The organism is Bradyrhizobium sp. AUGA SZCCT0160 (assembly GCF_018130105.1).
Taxonomy (GTDB): Bacteria; Pseudomonadota; Alphaproteobacteria; order Rhizobiales; family Xanthobacteraceae; genus Bradyrhizobium.
Genome location: NZ_JAFCMD010000024.1, coordinates 109,783 through 128,540, shown reverse-complemented (window position 1 = coordinate 128,540; position 18,758 = coordinate 109,783). Strand labels below are relative to the sequence as shown.

Below are 18,758 nucleotides of genomic sequence, written 5' to 3'. Positions count from 1 at the left end.
CCGCCCAACGTCCGTGACGACGGCCGACGCCCTTCTGACCAGGACGGGATGGCGATAGATGCGCACTGATTTGGGTCAGATAGAAAGGGAAATATTTTTGATTTACAGAAATTTTGGGCTTGACATGATTTCCGTAAAACAGAAGTGATTTGCCCGTCGGGCCAATTTGTCGCGGCTGCTCGCCCCACATCGTCATTGCGAGCCAACGGGTCGCGCGAATGCGCGCCCGATGACAGGCTCCGCGAAGCAATCCATAGCGCCGCAATCGGAGGAATGGATTGCTTCGTCGCTACGCTCCTCGCAATGACGGTGGTAGGCAGAATTGCATCCCTACTCCACACCGGCTTCATCCGGCGTGAACTCATAGACCGACGAGCAGAACTCGCAGGTCACCACCACCTTGCCGTCCTTGACCATTTCCGCGCGGTCCTGCGCCTGGAAGCTTTTCAGCATCGATGACACCGCGTCGCGCGAGCAGGAGCATTGCGCGCGCAGGGCTAACGGCGTGAACACGCGCACGCCGCGTTCGTGGAACAGGCGATACAATAAACGCTCGCCCGACAGATCCGGATCCAGCAGTTCGACATCCTCGACGGTCGAAATCAGCGACTGGCCTTCGACCCAGGCGTCGTCTTCGGCCACCGCATGCGTCACGGCGCCTTCCGGCGCATCGCCGGGATCGAGGTCGGCCTGCCGCGCCCGCTCAGGCGCCTGGGGCAGGAATTGCAGCAGCATGCCGCCGGCGCGCCAGCGGTGTTTCGGACCGTCGCCGCTGCCGCGCCATTCCTCGCCGACCGCAAGGCGCACGCGGGTCGGGATCTGTTCGGAGCGCAGGAAATATTCATGCGCGGCGTCTTCGAGATTGCCGCCTTCCAGCGCCACCAGGCCTTGATAGCGGCTCATGTCCGCGCCCTGGTCGATGGTCATCGCCAGATGACCGTTGCCGAGCAACGCACCCGAATCCTGCCCCTCCTTCAGCCGCGTCGCATCGAAGCGCGCATAGGCGCGCAGCCGATCCGGCAGCTGGAAATCCACGATCAGGAACGACACCGGGCCGTCGGTCTGGGTCTGCAGGATGAAGCGGCCGTCGAACTTCAGGGACGAGCCAAGCAGCGTCGCCAGCACGATGGCCTCGCCGAGCAGCTTGCAGACCGGCGCCGGGTAATCGTGCTTGGTCAGAATGTCGTCGAGCGCCGGGCCGAGCCGGGTCAGCCGTCCGCGCAGGTCGAGCGCATTGACCTCGAACGGCAACGCCGCATCGTCGATGGGAACCGCCGATGGCGCGCGGATCGGCGCCTCAGTCGTGATTTTGATGTCGGGGGATTGAGTCATGGCGCTTTATCTGGGGTCGGGGGACGGGAATCGAAAGGGGTGGTTCGTGTCCCGGACGCGGTGCAGCGTGCAACGCTGCTCCGCAGAGCCGGGACCATCGCGGCAAAACAACGTGGACCCCGGATCAGCAGCGCACCACGTCGCAAGTGCGGCGCGCTGCGCAGCGTCCGGGGAACGCAAAAACGAAGAACGACCTACGCCACTTCGTTAAAACACCAGGCCAGAATGCCTTTTTGCGCATGCAGGCGGTTTTCGGCTTCGTCGAACACCACCGATTGCGGGCCGTCGATCACCTCGTCGGTGACCTCCTCACCGCGATGGGCCGGCAGGCAGTGCATGAACAGCGCATCAGGCTTGGCCAGCGACATCAGCTGGGCGTTGACCTGGTAGGGCTTGAGCACGTTGTGGCGATGCTCGCCGTCCTTGTCGCCCATCGACACCCAGGTGTCGGTCACGACGCAGTCGGCGCCGGCGACGGCGGCTTCCGGGTCGTTGCCGAGCACGATCGGCGCCTGCGTCGCCTTGATCCAGTCCTTCATCGCCTTGTTCGGCGCGAGCTGCGGCGGGGTCGCCACGTTCAGTTTGAACTTCAAGCGCTCCGCCGCATGCGCCCATGACGCCAGCACGTTGTTGTCATCGCCGGTCCAGGCCACGGTGCGGCCCTCGATCGAACCGCGATGCTCCTCGAACGTCATCAGGTCAGCCATCACCTGGCAGGGATGCGATCGCCGGGTCAGCCCGTTGATGACGGGCACGGTGGCGTTGGCGGCAAGCTCCAGCAGCGCATCGTGGTTGAGGATGCGGATCATGATCGCATCGACGTAACGCGACAGCACGCGCGCGGTATCGGCAATGGTCTCGCCGCGCCCGAGCTGCATTTCCGCGCCGGTCAGCATGATGGCCTCGCCGCCGAGCTGGCGCATACCGACGTCGAACGAGACCCGGGTGCGGGTCGACGGCCGTTCGAAGATCATCGCCAGCGTCTTGCCCTCGAGCGGCTTCTTGTTCTTCTCATGCGCCTTCAGCTTCGCCTTCATGGCGACGCTCAGGTCCAGCATGTTGCGCAATTCCTTCGGCGGCAGCTCGCTGATATCGAGGAAGTGACGTAGGGACTTGCTCATCACCCCGCCGCCTTCTTCTTGTCGCCCGACAGCGCGATGCAGGCGCGCTCGAGGCTTTGGACGGACTGCTCGATCTCGGCTTCGGAAACGATCAGCGGGGCGAGGAAGCGCACGACATTGTCGCCGGCGCCGACCGTCAGCAGCTTCTGGTCGCGCAGCGCGGCAACGAGATCGCCCGAGGGCACTACGGCCTTGACGCCGATCAGCAGCCCTTCGCCGCGCACTTCCGCGAGCACGGAAGGATAGCGATCGACCACGGAAGCGAGCTTCTGTTTCAGCAGCAGCGACACCTTCTGCACGTGCTCGAAGAAGCCGGGCTTGAGCATCACGTCGAGCACCGCGTTGGCGGAGGCGATCGCCAGCGGGTTGCCGCCGAAGGTCGAGCCGTGCGAGCCCGGCGTCATGCCGGACGCCGCCTCTGCCGTGGCAAGGCAGGCGCCGATCGGAAAACCGCCGCCGAGCGCTTTTGCCAGCGACATGATGTCGGGGATGACGCCGAGGCGCTTATAGGCAAACAGATCGCCGGTGCGGCCCATGCCGGTCTGCACCTCGTCGAAGATCAGCAGCAGGCCCTTGTCGTCGCACAATTGGCGCAGCGCCTTGTAGAACGCATGCGGCGCGCTGCGGACGCCGCCCTCGCCCTGCACCGGTTCGATCAGGATGGCGGCGGTCTGCGGCCCGATCGCCTTCTTGACCGCTTCGAGATCGCCATGCGCGACCTGGTCGAAGCCATCCAGCGGCGGACCAAAGCCTTCCAGATATTTGGCCGAGCCGGTCGCCGCCAGCGTGCCCAGCGTGCGGCCGTGGAACGCGCCCTCGAAGGTGACGATGCGGTAGCGCTCGGGATGCCCCTTGGCGGCGTGATAGCGGCGCGCGACCTTGATCGCGCATTCCATCGCTTCCGCGCCGGAATTACAGAAGAACACCAGATCGGCAAAGCTCTGTTCGCACAGCCTTGCTGCAAGCTTGTCGCCGTCCGGGCTCCGGAACAGGTTCGACATGTGCCAGAGCTTGGTGGCCTGCTCCTGCAAGGCTGCGACCAGATGCGGATGGCAATGGCCGAGCGCATTCACCGCCACACCCGAGGTGAAGTCGAGATAGCGCTCGCCCGACGTCGAGATCAGCCACGCGCCTTCGCCGCGTTCGAAACCGAGATCGACTCTCGCGAAAACGGGAAGCAGATGCGACGGGGCGCTGTTGGTCATGGCCATCACTGACGGTTAGAGACCGGCCACATAGCGTGCATTGGTGCGAACGCGGCACAGCCGGTCTTGCGAAAACAAAACGTGCCGCCTTTTCGGGGCGGCACGTGACAGGCATTCTATGCTGGCTTTGGACCGTGTCAACACGCCTAAAAACGGCTTTCCTGCAGTGCAGGATAAAGCAATCCGTAGCATTCCGGTGCCGTGGAAAACTCTAATTGCAATGCATAAATACCGGAACATGTGGACGCACGGACGCGGACTCTTGCGCCAGAGTCCCGCCATATTGTAGCGTCTGGGCTGTCGGGTACGACATCTCGTGCGGAAGTACTGACCCCTAGAGTCCATTTTGTAAGGCGTAAACGTTCGGGCGGCTTTTATGCGCCCGGCGAGGGCTAAGGGATTCTGCCCGCTGGGATTTTTGAGAATTGGCATCGCCAGCGCTGCCCCCCAATTGGCCGGCTCTGTGCGAAGGGAAGAATGCGATGACGGTATTGACCTGGTCCGACGAGCGCGTCGAGCAGCTTAAGAAGCTCTGGGAGGGCGGACTTTCCGCCAGCCAGATCGCCGCGGAACTTGGAAATGTGACGCGAAATGCAGTGATCGGCAAAGTGCACCGGCTGGGTCTTTCCGGCCGTGCCAAGAGCCCGTCCTCGGCCGCGCCGCGTCAGCGCAAGGCGCGCCCCGCCCAGCAGATGATGCGGGTGGCGCGCCCGGTGTCGCGCGGCAACACCGCGCTGGCCCACGCCTTCGAAGTGGAGATGGAGCCGGATCCGGTCGCCTACGACAATGTGGTGCCGATGAGCCAGCGGCTGACGCTGCTCGAATTGAACGAGGCCACTTGCCACTGGCCGATCGGCGATCCGTCCAGCTCGGAATTCTTTTTCTGCGGCGGCAAGGCGCTCACCAGCCTGCCCTATTGCGCACATCACTCGCGCATCGCCTATCAGCCGGCCTCCGATCGCCGCCGCCCGGCGCCGAAGCCGACGCGCTAAGAGCGCGCGGCGTTACGACGAATATTTGCCGTCGTCCCGGCCTTGAGCCGGGACCCATAACCACCGATGGCCGTGGTTATGCTTGGCTGGAGCTCCAGCCTTTTTAGAGCAATCAATATTTGTGGTTATGGGTCCCGGCTCAAGGCCGGGACGACAGCGGATATTGCTGCGCCTTACCCGCCCTACTCGACCTTCGCGAAGCGGTCATCCAGCGCGTAGCCGGCGCCGCGCACGGTGCGGATCGGGTCCTGTTCGCGGCCGGGATTGAGCAGTTTGCGCAGGCGGCCGATATGGACGTCGACGGTACGCTCGTCGATATAGATGTCGCGGCCCCAGACGCTATCGAGCAGTTGCTCACGGCTGAACACGCGGCCGGGATGTTCCAGGAAAAATTCGAGCAGGCGATATTCGGTCGGGCCGAGATCGATCGGACGGCCCGAGCGCGCGACGCGGCGCTTCTCGCGATCGAGTTCGATATCGCCATAGGTCAGCACGGTGGCCAGCCGCTCCGGGCTCGCCCGCCTGAGCAGGCCCTTCACCCGCGCCAGCAGCTCCGGCACCGAAAAGGGTTTTACGATGTAGTCGTCGGCGCCGGTCGCCAGCCCCCGCACCCGTTCGCTTTCCTCGCCGCGCGCGGTCAGCATGATGATCGGCAGCGCCTTGGTCTCCGGCCGCGCCCTTAAGCGGCGGCACAGTTCGATGCCGGACAGGCCCGGCAGCATCCAGTCCAGCACGATCAGGTCGGGCACCCGCTCCTTCAGCCTTGTATCGGCGTCGTCACCGCGGGCGACGGTTTCGACCTCATAGCCTTCGGCATCGAGGTTGTAGCGCAGAAGCGTGGTGAGCGCTTCCTCGTCTTCAACCACCAGAATGCGTGCGTTCATCTATGTCAGCCTCTTGTGTTTTGACGCGCTGTCGATACGCGAAAAACGTCTCTCGTTCGGTTGTCCGTTCCGTTACTAGTTCCGCTTCTAGTTCCCTGGCACCGTCGTGGCGAAATTCGTCATGTCGCCCTTCGGGCGCTTGTCGAGCATCTGCTGGCCTTCGATCATGTAGAACACGGTCTCGGCGATGTTGGTGGCGTGGTCGCCGATCCGTTCGATGTTCTTGGCGCAGAACATCAGATGGATGCAGAACGAGATGTTGCGCGGATCTTCCATCATGTAGGTCAGGAGTTCGCGGAACAGCGAGGTACAGATGGCGTCGACTTCCTCGTCGCCCTTCCAGACCGCCATCGCCGCCGGCAGGTCGTGCGACGCGTAGGCGTCGAGCACGGACTTGACCTGCGACTGCACCAGATCGGTCATGTGTTCGAGACCGCGGATCAGCTTCAGCGGCTGGAAATCGTTCTCCAGCGCGGCGACGCGCTTGCCCATGTTCTTGGCGAGGTCGCCGATCCGTTCCAGATCGGTGGCCACCCGCATGGCGCCGACGATCTCGCGCAGGTCGATGGCCATCGGCTGGCGGCGGGCAATCGTCAGCACCGCACGTTCCTCGATCAGGTGCTGCAGGCGGTCGATCTCGACGTCGGACGCGACCACGCGCTTGCCAAGCGCGACGTCACGGCGGATCAGGGCATCGACGGATTCGGTGATCATGCGTTCGGCAAGGCCGCCCATTTCGGCGACCAGGCGGGTCAGTTCCTGAAGATCGCTGTCGAACGCCTTCGCGGTATGTTCTGAAGCCATTGTCTTCTCCTCGCGATGTGCGCTTAGCCGAACCGGCCGGTAATGTAATCCTGGGTGCGTCGATCGCTCGGCGAGGTGAAAATCTTGTTGGTGTCGTCGAATTCGACCAGATCGCCGAGATACATGAAGGCGGTCTTGTCCGAGACGCGCGCCGCCTGCTGCATGTTATGGGTCACGATGGCGATGGTGTAATCCTCCGCCAACTCCGTAATCAGTTCTTCGATCTTGGCGGTCGAAATCGGGTCCAGCGCCGAGCAGGGCTCGTCGAACAGGATCACTTCCGGGCGCACCGCGACGGTGCGTGCGATGCAGAGCCGCTGTTGCTGGCCGCCGGAGAGGCTGAGGCCCGATGCATTCAGCTTGTCCTTGACCTCGTTCCACAGCGCGCCGCCACGCAACGCCTTTTCGACGCGGCCGTCCATCTCGGATTTCGAGATCTTCTCATAAAGGCGGATGCCGAAGGCGATGTTTTCGTAGATCGTCATCGGAAACGGCGTCGGCTTCTGGAACACCATGCCGACCCGGGCGCGCAGCAGATTGAGATCGAGCTTGGGGTCGAGGATGTTGGTCTGGTCGAGCATCAATTGCCCGGTCGCCTTCTGGCCCGGATACAGATCGTACATCCGGTTGAAGATCCGCAGCAGCGTCGACTTGCCGCAGCCGGACGGCCCGATGAAGGCGGTGACTCTGTTGGTGCCGAGCGCGAGGTTGATGTTCTTCAGCGCGTGGTGCTCGCCGTAATAAAAATTCAGGCCGCGCGCGGTCACCTTCGGCGGCGCGTCGGGCAGCGCCACCTGGGGAACGGGTCCGTTCGCGCCACTCACGGATACAGAAAGATCGTTCATTTTGCTGTCCTCTCAGCGCCAAGGATGCGTGCGCCAATATTCAGGGCAAGTACGGTGAGGGTGATGAGCAGCGCCCCGCTCCAGGCGAGCTGCTTCCAGTATTCGTAGGGGCTCTGCACGAAGTTGTTGATGGTAACCGGCAGGTTCGCCATCGTCTTGGTCATGTCTAGGCTGAAGAACTGGTTCGACAGCGCGGTGAACAGCAGCGGCGCGGTTTCGCCGGCGACGCGGGCGGTGGCGAGCAGCACGCCGGTGATTAGCCCGGCGCGCGCGGCGCGATAGGCGATGCGCTTGATCACCAGCGAGCGCGGCAGGCCGAGCGCGGATGCCGCTTCACGCAGCGGGTTGGGCACCAGGCCGAGCATGTCCTCGGTGGTACGGACCACCACGGGAATGACGATCACGGCCAGCGCCAGACAGCCGGCAAAGGCCGAGAAGCCGCCCATCGGCACCACGACGGCGCCATAGACGAACAGGCCGATGATGATCGAGGGCGCGCTGAGCAGGATGTCGTTGATGAAGCGGATCACCGAGGTGAGCCGGTCATGCTTGCCGTATTCGGCGAGATAAGTTCCCGCCAGCATGCCGAGCGGCGCGCCGATGCCGACGCCGATCACGGTCATCATGATCGAGCCGATGATCGCGTTGCGCAGACCGCCATCGGTCGAGCCGGGCGGCGGCGTGTCCTGGGTGAAGACGGCCAGGTTGAGGCCGGCAAGGCCGTTGTAGAACAGCGTGAACAGGATCAGCGCGAGCCAGGTCACGCCGAACAAGGCGGCGCTGATGCAGAGGCCCCGGACGATGATGTCGCCACGGCGACGGGAGGCGTAAATCGGGTTCATGGCTCAGTTCCCCGCCTTCTTTTCCAGCCGCATCAGCATCAGCCGCGCGGCCGACAGCACGAAGAACGTCAGCACGAACAGGAGCAGGCCGAGCAGGATCAGGCCGGACTGGTGCAGGCCGTCGCTCTCGGCGAATTCGGATGCGATCGCCGCCGAGATCGTGGTGCCCGGCGCGAAGATCGAGGACGAGATCTTGAACGAGTTGCCGATGATGAAGGTGACCGCCATGGTTTCGCCGAGCGCGCGGCCGAGCGCCAGCATCACGCCGCCGATCACGCCGACCCTTGTGTAGGGGATCACGACATTGCGGACGACTTCCCAGGTGGTGCAGCCGACGCCGTAGGCGGCTTCCTTCAGCACCGGCGGCACCGTCTTGAAGACGTCGACCGAGATCGAGGTGATGAAGGGCAGCACCATGATCGCCAGGATCAGCGAGGCGTTGAACAGGCTGAGATAGGACGGGGGGCCTGCGAAGATGGTGCCGAGAACCGGCACGCCGTCGAAGATGCTGATCATGAACGGCTGGAACGAGTTGGCCAAAAAAGGCCCCAGCACGAAGAAACCCCACATGCCGTAGATGATCGAGGGAATGCCGGCGAGCAGTTCGACCGCGAGCCCGATCGGGCGGCGCAGCCAGATCGGACAGATCTCGGTCAGGAAAATCGCAATGCCGATGCCGACCGGAATGGCGATCATCATCGCGATCACGGAGGTGATCAGCGTGCCGTAGATCGGCCCGAGCGCGCCCAGCACCGGCGGATCGGCCGACGGCGCCCAGCGCGAGGTGAACAGGAATGAAAAGCCGTATTCCCTGATCGCAGGCCAGGCGCCGACGATGAGCGAAAGGATGATGCCGCCGAGAATGAGCAGCACCGAGATCGCGCAGGCGCGCGTGAGCCAATAGAAGGTAACGTCACCGAGCTTGAATGCGCTGAGGGCCTTGGCGCGATCGTAAGGTCCTGCAGCTTCCATCACGTCGCTCTGAACGGCCATGTCTGCCACGCCAATCCCCTGTACTATATAGCCCAACTGCCCCGGATCCGGCGCCGGTTTTGCACCGGACTCTTGAACCAAGGCTGGTGTCCACCAAGCCCCTTGGTAACCAGACCCGCCTGTATTCGCCCTCCTGCCCGGAGGGAAAGACCCAACCCGGAAAGACCCGGGTTGGGCAGAGTGGGAGCACGCTCCCATTGTCGCCGGGCCGAACGCCGCCCGGTTCTTTGTTCTTAAATTCAGCTCTTGATCTCGGCCGACCAGGTCTTTTCAATCAGCTTGATCACGGGGTCCGGCATCGGGATGTAGTCGAGTTCCTCAGCCATCTTGCCGCCCTTCTCGAACGACCATTTGAAGAACTTGATGGCTTCCTGGGACGCGGCCTTGTCGGTCGCGGACTTGTGCATCAGGATGAAGGTCGCTGCGGTGATCGGCCAGGAGCCTTCGCCGGGCTGGTCGGTGAGGATCACGTAGTAGCCGGGCGCCTTCGCCCAGTCGGCGTTGGCCGCAGCAGCCTGGAACGAGGCTATCGTCGGCTGCACGGTCTTGCCGGCCTTGTTGACCATCGCGGCATGGGTCAGCTTGTTCTGCTTGGCGTAGGCGTACTCGACGTAACCGATCGCGTTCTTGGTCTGGCCGACGTTGCCGGCAACGCCTTCATTGCCCTTGGCGCCAACGCCCGTCGGCCATTCGACGGCCGTGCCGAGACCGACCTTGGTCTTCCACTCGGCGTTCGACTTCGACAGATAGTCGGTGAAGTTGAAGGTGGTGCCCGAACCGTCGGAGCGGCGGACCACGGTGATGGCGTCGGTCGGCAGCTTCAGCTTCGGATTGAGCTTGGCGATCGCGGGATCGTCCCACTTCTTGATCTTGCCGAGATAGATGTCGCCGAGCAATTCGCCCGAGAGCACGAGTTCGCCCGGCTTGATGCCTTCGAGGTTCACGACGGGGACGATCGCGCCCATCACCATCGGCCACTGCACGAGGCCGTCCTTTTCGAGGGCCTCAGCCTTCAGCGGCGCGTCGGTGGCGCCGAAGGTCACGGTCTTGGCCTGGATCTGCTTGATGCCGGCGCCCGAACCGATCGACTGGTAGTTCAGACCGTTGCCGGTCTCCTTTTTGTAGGCATCGGCCCACTTGGAATAGATCGGGAACGGGAAGGTGGCGCCCGCACCGGTGATATCGGCTGAAAACGCCGAGGTCGAGGCGGCGACGAGGCCTGCCGCGACGATTGTCTTGATGAAATTCATGGCTGGTCTCCATCTGGTGAGCGAAGCGCCTGTTAACGCCCGATCGCGCTCACGCCGCATCCGTTTAGGTGCGGTCAGTAGAGCTTTTACGAAGGTTCGATGACAGTTGGATGACACTCTCAAGCGATTGAAATCGCTAGAGTTTAGGTCCCAACCGGGGGTTTGGCCTGGGGGAAGCAGGCGGTAAAAGTGGCCCCGTTTTTGGGCACGCTTTCAATCAAAAGCCGGCCGCGATGGCGGTTAACAATATGTTTCACCAAGGATAAACCGAGCCCGGTTCCACCTTGCGCCCGGCTGTCGCCGACATCGACCCGGTAGAACCGCTCGGTGAGCCGCGGCAGATGTTCCGGGGCAATTCCGGGCCCGAAATCGCGCACCAGGACACGGACTTCCGGTGTGCCATCGGCGGAACTCGCCCGCACCAGCGAGACGATGACCTTGCCGCCGGAGGCGCCATATTTGAGCGCGTTCTCGATCAGATTTTCGAACAGCCGCAGCAGCTCCTCGCGATCGCCCGCGATCGTCACCGGCAGCTCGGGCAGATCGATCTCGATTCTGACCTGGCGCTCATGCGCCAGCGGCTCCAGCCCGTCGGCGACCTGGCGGATGATCGGCACGATGTCGACCGAGGTATCGGGCCGAACATGCGCCGACAATTCGACCCGCGACAGCGACAACAGATCGTCGATCAGCCGCGCCATGCGCGTCGCCTGCGCGTGCATGATGCCGAGAAAGCGCTCGCGCGCCTTGACGTCATCCTTGGCCGGTCCCTGCAGCGTATCGATGAAGCCGGACAGGGCGGCGAGCGGCGTGCGCAGTTCGTGGCTGGCATTGGCGACGAAATCGGCGCGCATCTCCTCGACCCGGCGCAGCGGCGTCTGGTCGTGAAACGTCATCAGCATGCACTTGTCGGTGCCGCCGAACAGCGTCGGCACCGGCACCGGCGTGATGATCAGCTCCATCCAGCGGTCGACCGGCACATGGTCGAGATAGGTCGCGCGGCGCGGTTCGGTGGTCGCGATCGCCTCGCGCAGGGCGGTGATGATTTCGGGCGAGCGAAGCGCGAACTGGGCAAGCTCGTTCTTGCGCAACGCAGGCGCCAGCTGGGCTGCCGCCGCATTGAGATGGAGGACGCGGCCGGCGCGGTCGAGCAGCACGGCGGGATCCGGCATGCCGGCCACGACGGCGCTGACCGCGGCGGCTTCGACCGGATTGACGCCGCGAACGTCCTCGCGCGAGGTGACCGCATCATGCAGCCGCCATGGCACCAGCGCTGCGGCGGCAATGCAGATAAAGGCGGCAATTGCGCGCGCCACCCCGAGTTCGCCGGTGGCGACGAAGACCGACAGAGCAAGGCCCGCGACCAGCAGGATAATGGCCGAATGCCGTAACCGGTCGGACCATGGGGCAAAATAGGAGGAGGAAGAGGAGGAATCGTCTATCGCCATTGTTGGCTTTGTTCCCTCTGTCTTTTGCGTCTTTTACGCGCTTTCAGGCGCCGGTGTCTCCACGCTCGCGCACATAGACGGCCTCACGTCTCGGTTCGGCGTCGGGGCCAGGCGCCAACTGGCGCAAGCGCTTCGACCGCGCCCCCAGGATAACCTCCCGAAGCGTCAGCAAGATTACAGATATGACAAAAGGCGCAATATAATAGAGGACCCGGAACAGCAGCATCCCGGCCAGGAGGTCCTCCCGGTCCATCTGCCAGAGCCCGACCAGCATGGCCGCGTCGAACACACCGAGACCACCGGGCGAGTGGCTGGCAAAGCCGAGCAGCGTCGCCGAGACGAAGATGACCGCGACGACGACGAAGCCAAGGTTGGGTTCATCGGGGGTCAGCACATACATCGCCAGCGCGCAGAACCCGAGGTCGATGATGCCGATGCCGATCTGCAGCAGTGTCAGCGGCCCGCCCGGCAGCGTCACGGTCCACGGCCCGCGGCCGACGCTACGGGGCTGGCTCCAGACCCAGACCACATAGCCGACGAGGCCGGCGATAATCGCAAACGCCAGGGCTCGGTTGAGCCAGGCCGGCAACTGATCGATCGAGGCCGCGGCTTCCGGGTGATAGGCGATGCCGAGGCCCAGCACCGCGGCATTGCCGAGCCAGAAGGTGAGCCCGGCCAAAAAGCAGATCTTGGCGACGTCGATCGCGTTCAGCCCCCAGGCCGAATAGATCCGGTAGCGCACCGCGCCGCCGGTGAAGACGCTGGCGCCGACATTGTGGCCGATCGAATAGGAGGTGAAGGCGGCAAGCGCGGTGATGCGGTAGGGGACGTGGGTGTGGCCGATCGCCCGCACCGCAAACAGATCGTAGAAGGTCAGCGTGAAGTATCCCGCCGCCACGAACAGCGCCGCCAGCACGATCTGGCGCGGTTCGGTGCTCTTGATGGCCTCGATCACCTCGTTGGAGTCGATGCCACGCAGCATGTGATAGAGCACGTAGCACGCGGTTCCGATGACCGCGATACTGATCACAACCCCGAGCTTATGCAGGACCTGCTTCTGGCGCAGAAACGAAATCGCCCTGCGTATTGCTTCCAGCATCTAGACCTCGAATTGCGATCCCGCGACGACGGCAACGGTGCGAATTCCGCCGACGCTCCGCTGCTCCCTAGGCACTCCAGTAGCGCGTTTTGGGCCGGAGTGGAATTCGTCTAACGACAATAAAACGCGGTTCTTCAATCTATTAGGCGGATTTGATGACAATGGGTGCACAGTTTTGCTGCATTCTGCGCGCCCAAACCGGGCTCCTGCCGGGTCCCTTGGGCAATCCCTTGACCAATCCCTTTCCCTTAACCAATCCCTTGGGCTGGAACGGGTCATGCCGGGGTGTTTCAAGCCGCGGGGGCGCTGCGCGAGACCACCCAGTCCCGCAGCCACGACCCCACCGCACAGCCGCAAAGATAGAGCCCAAACATGATCAGTCCGAGGTCGAGCCAGTAGCCAAACCGGCCCGGGACCACGCGCGAAAGCGCGGCCGCGACCAGCACGACCGCCATCGCCGCCAGCCACCGCTTCCAGGTTTTCGATACGCCCTCGCCGTGCTGAACGATGGAAATCCAGCCCATCGCCAGGCCAAGCAGCAAAGATCCCAGCAGCCAGCCCCAGAAAAACGTCGTCAGATAGGCCATCCTTACCTCACCACGAAATCGATGCGGCGGTTCTGCGCCTTGCCCTGGTCGGTATCATTGCCGGCGATCGGCTGTGTGCTGCCATAGCCGACCGACGTGAAACGGTTCGCCGGCAGTCCGGCCTTGACCAGATAATCGGTGACCGCCTGGGCGCGCTTCTCCGAGAGCGCCTGATTGGTGGGTTCCTCGCCGTCGGAATCGGTATGTCCGACGACCTCGATATTGGCGTTCGGGCAGCGCATTGCGGTCTCGATCAGGCGGTCGAGCAGCCCGGCGGAGTCAGCCACGATGTCGGCCTTCCCGGATTCGAACCGGATCCTGGCCTTGCCGAGCAGATCGGTAAACAGCTGCTGGCAGACCGTTGGGTCGACCGGCGCCGCGGTCGGTTTGACCGAGATTTCAGGCTTGAATTGCCAGCCCTGCGGAAACTCCTTGCCGAGGCCGGCTCGGATCTGGGTCGCGGCCGCCTCGTAAAGCGCATCGCCCGACAGTTTCACCTCGCGGTCGCTGACCACCAGCGTCCCGGTCGACAACCGCGACAGCGCGCCGAGCGCCGGCACCACGGCGGCGGCAAATCCTGATGGCGCACCGATACTCGCCTTCAGGTTGTCGACGACTTTCTCGCTGAAGAATTTGCGGCCCGCCGCCGCCACCAGCGCCGCATGGGCGTTGTTGTCGGGCACATAGCCGGTCAGCGTCAGCGTCACCGCGACCGGATCCTTGTAGGCCTGGAAGATGTAGGGCGGCGCCTTGACCTCGTTGGCCGCGACCGAATAGCCCTCGGGCAGATTCTTCAACGCGGCGGCGATGGCTTCGCGGCCGCCAAGTTCACGCGCCATCCCTGACAGCGTAACCTTGTTGTCCGACAGCGTGATCTTTCCTTCCTTCAGTTTTGCGATCTGGTCGAGCAACAGCAGCGCGGCAGCGTCGAAGCGCTGCGGCGCGCCGCGCGCCAGGTTCATGCGGTCGGAGACTTCGACGCCACCGAGCATCGCGCGCGCGGCTTCCATCAGCTTGCTCTTGCTCGAAGGCAGCGGCGAACTGCCGCCCAGCGTCACCCGGACGACGTCGCGTTCAGCCGACCACACGAACGGCTTGGCTTCGGGAACGAGGCGGGTTTCATCGTTGACCAGCCGCACGCCCGGCACCGCTTCCACCGACGCAACGGCGCTCATCCGGCCCTCTTCCGAGAAGGCCTCGGCTGCAAACGTCACGTCGCGGCCCGCAACCACTATTCGCCTTTTGTCGAGGACGGTATCTTTCAGCGCTGTGGTAGAACGCTGCGCCAGGTCGGCTTCCAGCGGCACGGTGCTTGTCCAGGCGGCGAAACCCCAAAGGATGACGAGCGGAATCACACCCGGCCACCATTTGCCACTCCACCTGAAAAGTCCGTGCATTCGAGTTCCTAAGGGTCCGGAAACAGAGAGAAAACAAACCCTTGCGGGGCTGTCAAACCCGAAATAACACAGAAGCGTCGGGGTGCGGATATTTGCCCAGCTAACCGTTTCTTCAACGGTCTGCCGCTAAGTTAGAAACATAATGAAACAGGCGGCAAGTCCTGATGAAAATGCTCCGCAACACCGTTATCCGCGCCGGACTGGAGGCGCTTTACTTCTCGGGCGCGCATTATTTGCTGCGACCAATCTTCGCAGGTGTCGGCGCAATTTTCATGCTGCATCATGTGCGCCCGCGCCGCGACGTGGAATTCCAGCCTAATTATCATCTCGAGGTCGAACCCGAATTCCTGCGCGCGGTGCTCGCGCATCTGCAGTCCCTCAACGTCGACCTGGTCACCATGGACGAGGCGCATGCGCGGCTCTCCCAGGGCAATTTCGCGCGGCGCTTTGCCTGCTTCACCTTTGACGACGGTTATCGCGACAACCGCGATTTCGCGTTGCCCGTGATGCGTGAATTCGACGCACCCATGACGGTCTACGTCACCAGCGATTTCGCCGAAGGCACCGGCCGGTTGTGGTGGGTTGCAATGGAGCTGGCGCTCGCCAAGGCTTCCTCGATCGAGGTGCCGATCGGCGGCGTGGTTACCCGTCTCGATGCCTCGACGCCGGCGGCCAAGCAGGTCGCCTTCGACCGGCTGCACGAGTGGCTGCGCAGCCTGCCGGGCGAGCTCGACGTACAACGCGAAATCTCCGCGCTCTGCACGCGCTATGATGTGGACGAGACGAAGATCGCCCGCGACCTCTGCATGTCTTGGGACGAGTTGAAGGCGTTTGCAGACGAACCGCTCGTGACCATCGGCGCGCATACAATCACGCATTGCAACCTGGCGAAGCAGACCGAGGCGACCGCCAGTTTCGAAATCGCCACCAGCCGGATGCGGATCGAGGCGGCGCTGCAACGTCCGGTGCTGCATCTTGCCTATCCCTATGGCGACAAGATCGCCGCCGGGCAGCGGGAGTTCACACTCGCCAAGGCGGCCGGCTTCAAGACCGCGGTGACGACCCGGCCGGGCATGATCTTCCCGGAAAGCGCCGGTCATTTGACCGCGCTGCAGCGGGTCTCGCTCAACGGCAATTACCAGGACGAGCGCATCATCCCCGTGCTGACCTCCGGCGCCGCCACCGCGATGTGGAACGGTTTTCGGCGCATCGACGCGGCGTAGTTGTCGTCATTGACGCCTCACTTCCCTTCTCCCCTTGTGGGAGAAGGTGGCGCGAAGCGCCGGATGAGGGGCCTCCATCCTCCTCGAAATCTCACCGTGTAGAGAGAACCCCTCACCCGTCTTCGCTTCGCGAAGCCACCCTCTCCCACAAGGGGAGAGGGGAAGAGTTGACTCGGTCTCCTCTCGCGCTCAAAACCGCCGGCAAGAGCAATGGAGGAACGCATGTTCAAGGATCTGTTTTCGCTCAAGGGCCGCGTCGCGCTGGTGACGGGTGGATCGCGCGGGATTGGCAAGATGATCGCGGCCGGGTTTCTCGCGCAGGGAGCGGCGAAGGTCTACATCACCGCGCGCAAGGCCGGTCCCTGCGAAGCGACCGCAAAAGAGCTCACGGCGGCGTATGACGGCGAGTGCATCGCGTTGCCGATCGATATTTCGACGGTCGAAGGTTGCGACAGGCTCGCCGCCGAGATGATCAAGCTCGAGCCGAAGCTCGATATCCTCGTCAACAATGCGGGCGCCGCCTGGGGCGCGGAGTTCGACGAATTTCCGGAGAGCGGCTGGGACAAGGTCATGGACCTCAACGTCAAGTCACTGTTCTTCCTGACCAAGGCGCTGGCGAAACCGCTGCGCGCGGCCGCATCGCATGAACGGCCCGCCAAGGTCATCAACATCGCCTCGGTCGACGGCATCTTCGTCAACCCGACGGAGACCTATTCCTACGCCGCGAGCAAGGCCGCGGTGATCCATCTGACGCGGCGCATGGCGACCAAACTGGTCAAGGACAACATCAACGTCACCGCGATCGCGCCGGGCGCCTTCAAGTCGGACATGAACAAGGCCGCACGCGATCACTCGGATGAAGTCGCAAAACGCATTCCGGCCAAACGCATCGGCACCGATGAGGATATGGCCGGGATTGCGATCTATCTCGCCTCGCGCGCCGGCGATTATGTGATCGGCAACACCATCGCGGTTGATGGCGGCGTGGTGTACGCGAATGCGGGACTGGAGATTGCGGGGTAGAGGGCGCGATCCATCGCGGCAGGTGACAGCGGGGATCAAGTGAGGCAGCCGAGAATTTCTCCGTTCCCTCCCCCCTTGCGGGGGAGGGTCAGGGAGAGGGGTGCCACACGACGTGCTCTCTCGGCTTGCGTGTCGACGTGATGAACCGATGTTCGCAGAGGGGTCTCTTCTTTCAAACACCTTTTGTGGGGCTACCCCTCTCCCCAACCCTCCCCCGCAAGGGGGGAGGGAGCCCGTCGAGCGGGGCTCCCTAACAACTCACGTCTCGATTTTCACGTACTCGAAATCGCCGGGCTTGTTGTCGATGCCGACCTTGGGCGGCGAGATCCAGGAGGCGTAGGTGCCGGCTTCGGTGACCGGGGTCATCAGCGAAGCGATGAAGTCGCCATCGTCCGATGACGGCAGCCAATCGTTCTTGCGCGCGTTCCAGGTGGCGGCGTCGATCAACACGCCCTCCGGGGTCGCGTTGATGTCCTTGAACTCGCCGATATGGCGGTGGAAGGCGACGTCGGGCAGCGTCAGCTTGTACTGGTAGCCGGCGAGCGAGATGATCTTGTTCCAGCGCAGCATGCCCTTGGCGCAATCCTGCGTGTAGTCGTCGCGCAAGCGCATGTTGAGCGCGGTCAGCGCCGGCTCGTCGACGCGCTTGATCACGCCATCGACCAGCTTCAGCACCGGGTAGGTCGCGTTCTTCAGCTGATGGTCGTCGTCGATCTGGGTTTCCTTGTAGCGGCCCTTGATGCCGGCGTTGAAGGCGTTCGCCGCGTTGGTCGAGACTTCGGAGCCGAACAGATCCAGCGACAGCGAATAATGCAGATGCAGCTTCTTCTGGATGGTCGGCAGATCGATCACGCCGAGCGCGCGGACTTTTGCGATATCGGTGGGATCGGTGATGCCGGCCGCCTTCATCGCCTCGCAGGTGCGCTGCACGACGCGGCTGATGCCGGTCTCGCCGACGAACATGTGATGCGCCTCTTCGGTCAGCATGAAGCGGCAGGTGCGCGACAAGGGATCGAAGCCGGACTGCGCCAGCGAGTGCAGCTGCATCTTGCCGTCGCGGTCGGTGAAGTAGGTGAACATGAAGAACGACAGCCAGTCGGGCGTCGCCTCGTTGAAGGCGCCGAGCATGCGCGGGCTATCCGCGTCGCCGGAGCGGCGGCGCAACAAATCATCGGCCTCTTCGCGGCCGTCGCGGCCGAAATACTTCTGCAAGAGATAGACCATCGCCCAGAGATGGCGGCCTTCCTCGACATTGACCTGGAACAGGTTGCGCAGGTCGTAGAGCGAGGGCGCGGTCTTGCCGAGATGGCGCTGCTGTTCGACCGAGGCCGGCTCGGTGTCGCCCTGGATCACGATCAGGCGGCGCAGCGTGGCGCGATGTTCGCCCGGGACTTCCTGCCAGGCCGGCTTGCCGAAGTTCTCGCCGAACGGAATGACGCGATTTTCCTCCTGGGGAGCAAGGAGAATGCCCCAGCGATATTCCGGCATCTTGACGTAATCGAACTTGGCCCAGCCGCGCGGATCGACCGAATAGGCGGTGCGCAGGTAGACCAGCGACTGCTGGAAGCCTTCCGGCCCCATGTCGCCCCACCAATCCATGTAGCCGGGATGCCAGCCTTCGAGCGCCTTGAGCACCTGGCGATCTTCACTGAGATTCACATTGTTGGGAATCTTGGTTGAGTAGTCGACGTTCATGAAGTTCATGGCGTGCTC

General features: G+C 63.3%; 18 protein-coding genes. 3 read left to right on the top strand and 15 right to left on the bottom strand.

The window, feature by feature from the left end; translation table 11 throughout:
• From JQ558_RS30420 to JQ558_RS30405, 4 genes are all read right to left on the bottom strand, one after another.
• A partial coding sequence (locus JQ558_RS30420) for a hypothetical protein (protein WP_212296072.1) occupies nt 1–190 on the bottom strand: 190 nt, incomplete at its 3' end.
• A gap of 140 nt (nt 191–330) precedes the next feature.
• Complete coding sequence (locus JQ558_RS30415) at nt 331–1,332, bottom strand: Hsp33 family molecular chaperone (protein WP_212296071.1); 1,002 nt, start codon at nt 1,330–1,332, stop codon at nt 331–333.
• A 194-nt stretch (nt 1,333–1,526) separates the two neighbouring features.
• Nucleotides 1,527–2,453 carry an ornithine carbamoyltransferase gene (gene argF / locus JQ558_RS30410; protein ID WP_212274209.1) on the bottom strand — a complete coding sequence of 309 codons (927 nt, stop codon included), beginning with the start codon at nt 2,451–2,453 and terminating at the stop codon, nt 1,527–1,529.
• Nucleotides 2,453–3,658, bottom strand: coding sequence for an aspartate aminotransferase family protein (locus JQ558_RS30405; RefSeq protein ID WP_212296070.1), 1,206 nt, complete (start codon nt 3,656–3,658; stop codon nt 2,453–2,455). The genes argF and JQ558_RS30405 overlap by 1 nt, the downstream gene beginning before the upstream one ends.
• Before the next feature lie 482 nt (nt 3,659–4,140).
• On the opposite strand from JQ558_RS30405, the gene JQ558_RS30400 reads away from it, so the two are divergent.
• Nucleotides 4,141–4,650: a GcrA family cell cycle regulator gene (locus JQ558_RS30400; RefSeq protein WP_192735462.1), complete on the top strand. Its 510-nt coding sequence runs from the start codon at nt 4,141–4,143 to the stop codon at nt 4,648–4,650.
• 182 nt (nt 4,651–4,832) lie between these two features.
• Here JQ558_RS30400 and phoB read toward each other — a convergent pair whose 3' ends face one another.
• From phoB to JQ558_RS30350, 10 genes are all read right to left on the bottom strand, one after another.
• Nucleotides 4,833–5,534, bottom strand: a complete 702-nt coding sequence (gene phoB / locus JQ558_RS30395; RefSeq protein WP_192735463.1) for a phosphate regulon transcriptional regulator PhoB — start codon at nt 5,532–5,534, stop codon at nt 4,833–4,835.
• A gap of 87 nt (nt 5,535–5,621) precedes the next feature.
• Entirely contained in the window at nt 5,622–6,338 is a 717-nt protein-coding gene (phoU, locus tag JQ558_RS30390; protein ID WP_212208809.1) for a phosphate signaling complex protein PhoU, read from the bottom strand.
• 23 nt (nt 6,339–6,361) lie between these two features.
• Nucleotides 6,362–7,183, bottom strand: a complete 822-nt coding sequence (pstB, locus tag JQ558_RS30385; RefSeq protein ID WP_212274207.1) for a phosphate ABC transporter ATP-binding protein PstB — start codon at nt 7,181–7,183, stop codon at nt 6,362–6,364.
• Nucleotides 7,180–8,025, bottom strand: coding sequence for a phosphate ABC transporter permease PstA (pstA, locus tag JQ558_RS30380; RefSeq protein ID WP_212208813.1), 846 nt, complete (start codon nt 8,023–8,025; stop codon nt 7,180–7,182). Before pstA ends, pstB begins: the two co-directional genes overlap by 4 nt.
• Before the next feature lie 3 nt (nt 8,026–8,028).
• Complete coding sequence (gene pstC / locus JQ558_RS30375) at nt 8,029–9,018, bottom strand: phosphate ABC transporter permease subunit PstC (protein ID WP_212208815.1); 990 nt, start codon at nt 9,016–9,018, stop codon at nt 8,029–8,031.
• Nucleotides 9,019–9,257: 239 nt separating this feature from the next.
• Nucleotides 9,258–10,268, bottom strand: a complete 1,011-nt coding sequence (pstS, locus tag JQ558_RS30370; protein ID WP_212208817.1) for a phosphate ABC transporter substrate-binding protein PstS — start codon at nt 10,266–10,268, stop codon at nt 9,258–9,260.
• Between the two features lie 143 nt (nt 10,269–10,411).
• Nucleotides 10,412–11,716, bottom strand: coding sequence for an ATP-binding protein (locus JQ558_RS30365; RefSeq protein ID WP_212208819.1), 1,305 nt, complete (start codon nt 11,714–11,716; stop codon nt 10,412–10,414).
• Nucleotides 11,717–11,759: 43 nt separating this feature from the next.
• Nucleotides 11,760–12,815 carry a lysylphosphatidylglycerol synthase domain-containing protein gene (locus JQ558_RS30360; protein WP_212208821.1) on the bottom strand — a complete coding sequence of 352 codons (1,056 nt, stop codon included), beginning with the start codon at nt 12,813–12,815 and terminating at the stop codon, nt 11,760–11,762.
• A gap of 290 nt (nt 12,816–13,105) precedes the next feature.
• Complete coding sequence (locus JQ558_RS30355) at nt 13,106–13,402, bottom strand: hypothetical protein (protein ID WP_212296069.1); 297 nt, start codon at nt 13,400–13,402, stop codon at nt 13,106–13,108.
• Nucleotides 13,403–13,404: 2 nt separating this feature from the next.
• Nucleotides 13,405–14,799 carry an OmpA family protein gene (locus JQ558_RS30350; RefSeq protein WP_212296068.1) on the bottom strand — a complete coding sequence of 465 codons (1,395 nt, stop codon included), beginning with the start codon at nt 14,797–14,799 and terminating at the stop codon, nt 13,405–13,407.
• A gap of 164 nt (nt 14,800–14,963) precedes the next feature.
• Here JQ558_RS30350 and JQ558_RS30345 point away from each other — a divergent pair, with 164 nt between their 5' ends.
• Together JQ558_RS30345 and JQ558_RS30340 are read left to right on the top strand one after the other, a co-directional pair.
• Nucleotides 14,964–16,022: a polysaccharide deacetylase family protein gene (locus JQ558_RS30345; protein ID WP_212296067.1), complete on the top strand. Its 1,059-nt coding sequence runs from the start codon at nt 14,964–14,966 to the stop codon at nt 16,020–16,022.
• Nucleotides 16,023–16,244: 222 nt separating this feature from the next.
• The gene (locus tag JQ558_RS30340) at nt 16,245–17,045 is read left to right on the top strand and encodes an SDR family oxidoreductase (RefSeq protein WP_212208829.1); all 801 of its coding nucleotides are present in this window, start codon (nt 16,245–16,247) and stop codon (nt 17,043–17,045) included.
• A 258-nt stretch (nt 17,046–17,303) separates the two neighbouring features.
• Here the strand turns inward: JQ558_RS30340 and boxB are convergent, their stop codons facing one another.
• Nucleotides 17,304–18,740: a benzoyl-CoA 2,3-epoxidase subunit BoxB gene (boxB, locus tag JQ558_RS30335; protein WP_212208980.1), complete on the bottom strand. Its 1,437-nt coding sequence runs from the start codon at nt 18,738–18,740 to the stop codon at nt 17,304–17,306.
• Nucleotides 18,741–18,758: the final 18 nt, after the last annotated feature.

Bases quoted from the DNA above. Each gene is read 5' to 3' on its own strand.
- JQ558_RS30415 (WP_212296071.1), bottom strand. From the start codon at position 1,332: ATGACTCAATCCCCCGACATCAAAATCACGACTGAGGCGCCGATCCGC.
- argF (WP_212274209.1), bottom strand. From the start codon at position 2,453: ATGAGCAAGTCCCTACGTCACTTCCTCGATATCAGCGAGCTGCCGCCG.
- JQ558_RS30405 (WP_212296070.1), bottom strand. From the start codon at position 3,658: ATGACCAACAGCGCCCCGTCGCATCTGCTTCCCGTTTTCGCGAGAGTC.
- JQ558_RS30400 (WP_192735462.1), top strand. From the start codon at position 4,141: ATGACGGTATTGACCTGGTCCGACGAGCGCGTCGAGCAGCTTAAGAAG.
- phoB (WP_192735463.1), bottom strand. From the start codon at position 5,534: ATGAACGCACGCATTCTGGTGGTTGAAGACGAGGAAGCGCTCACCACG.
- phoU (WP_212208809.1), bottom strand. From the start codon at position 6,338: ATGGCTTCAGAACATACCGCGAAGGCGTTCGACAGCGATCTTCAGGAA.
- pstB (WP_212274207.1), bottom strand. From the start codon at position 7,183: ATGAACGATCTTTCTGTATCCGTGAGTGGCGCGAACGGACCCGTTCCC.
- pstA (WP_212208813.1), bottom strand. From the start codon at position 8,025: ATGAACCCGATTTACGCCTCCCGTCGCCGTGGCGACATCATCGTCCGG.
- pstC (WP_212208815.1), bottom strand. From the start codon at position 9,018: ATGGCCGTTCAGAGCGACGTGATGGAAGCTGCAGGACCTTACGATCGC.
- pstS (WP_212208817.1), bottom strand. From the start codon at position 10,268: ATGAATTTCATCAAGACAATCGTCGCGGCAGGCCTCGTCGCCGCCTCG.
- JQ558_RS30365 (WP_212208819.1), bottom strand. From the start codon at position 11,716: ATGGCGATAGACGATTCCTCCTCTTCCTCCTCCTATTTTGCCCCATGG.
- JQ558_RS30360 (WP_212208821.1), bottom strand. From the start codon at position 12,815: ATGCTGGAAGCAATACGCAGGGCGATTTCGTTTCTGCGCCAGAAGCAG.
- JQ558_RS30355 (WP_212296069.1), bottom strand. From the start codon at position 13,402: ATGGCCTATCTGACGACGTTTTTCTGGGGCTGGCTGCTGGGATCTTTG.
- JQ558_RS30350 (WP_212296068.1), bottom strand. From the start codon at position 14,799: ATGCACGGACTTTTCAGGTGGAGTGGCAAATGGTGGCCGGGTGTGATT.
- JQ558_RS30345 (WP_212296067.1), top strand. From the start codon at position 14,964: ATGAAAATGCTCCGCAACACCGTTATCCGCGCCGGACTGGAGGCGCTT.
- JQ558_RS30340 (WP_212208829.1), top strand. From the start codon at position 16,245: ATGTTCAAGGATCTGTTTTCGCTCAAGGGCCGCGTCGCGCTGGTGACG.
- boxB (WP_212208980.1), bottom strand. From the start codon at position 18,740: ATGAACGTCGACTACTCAACCAAGATTCCCAACAATGTGAATCTCAGT.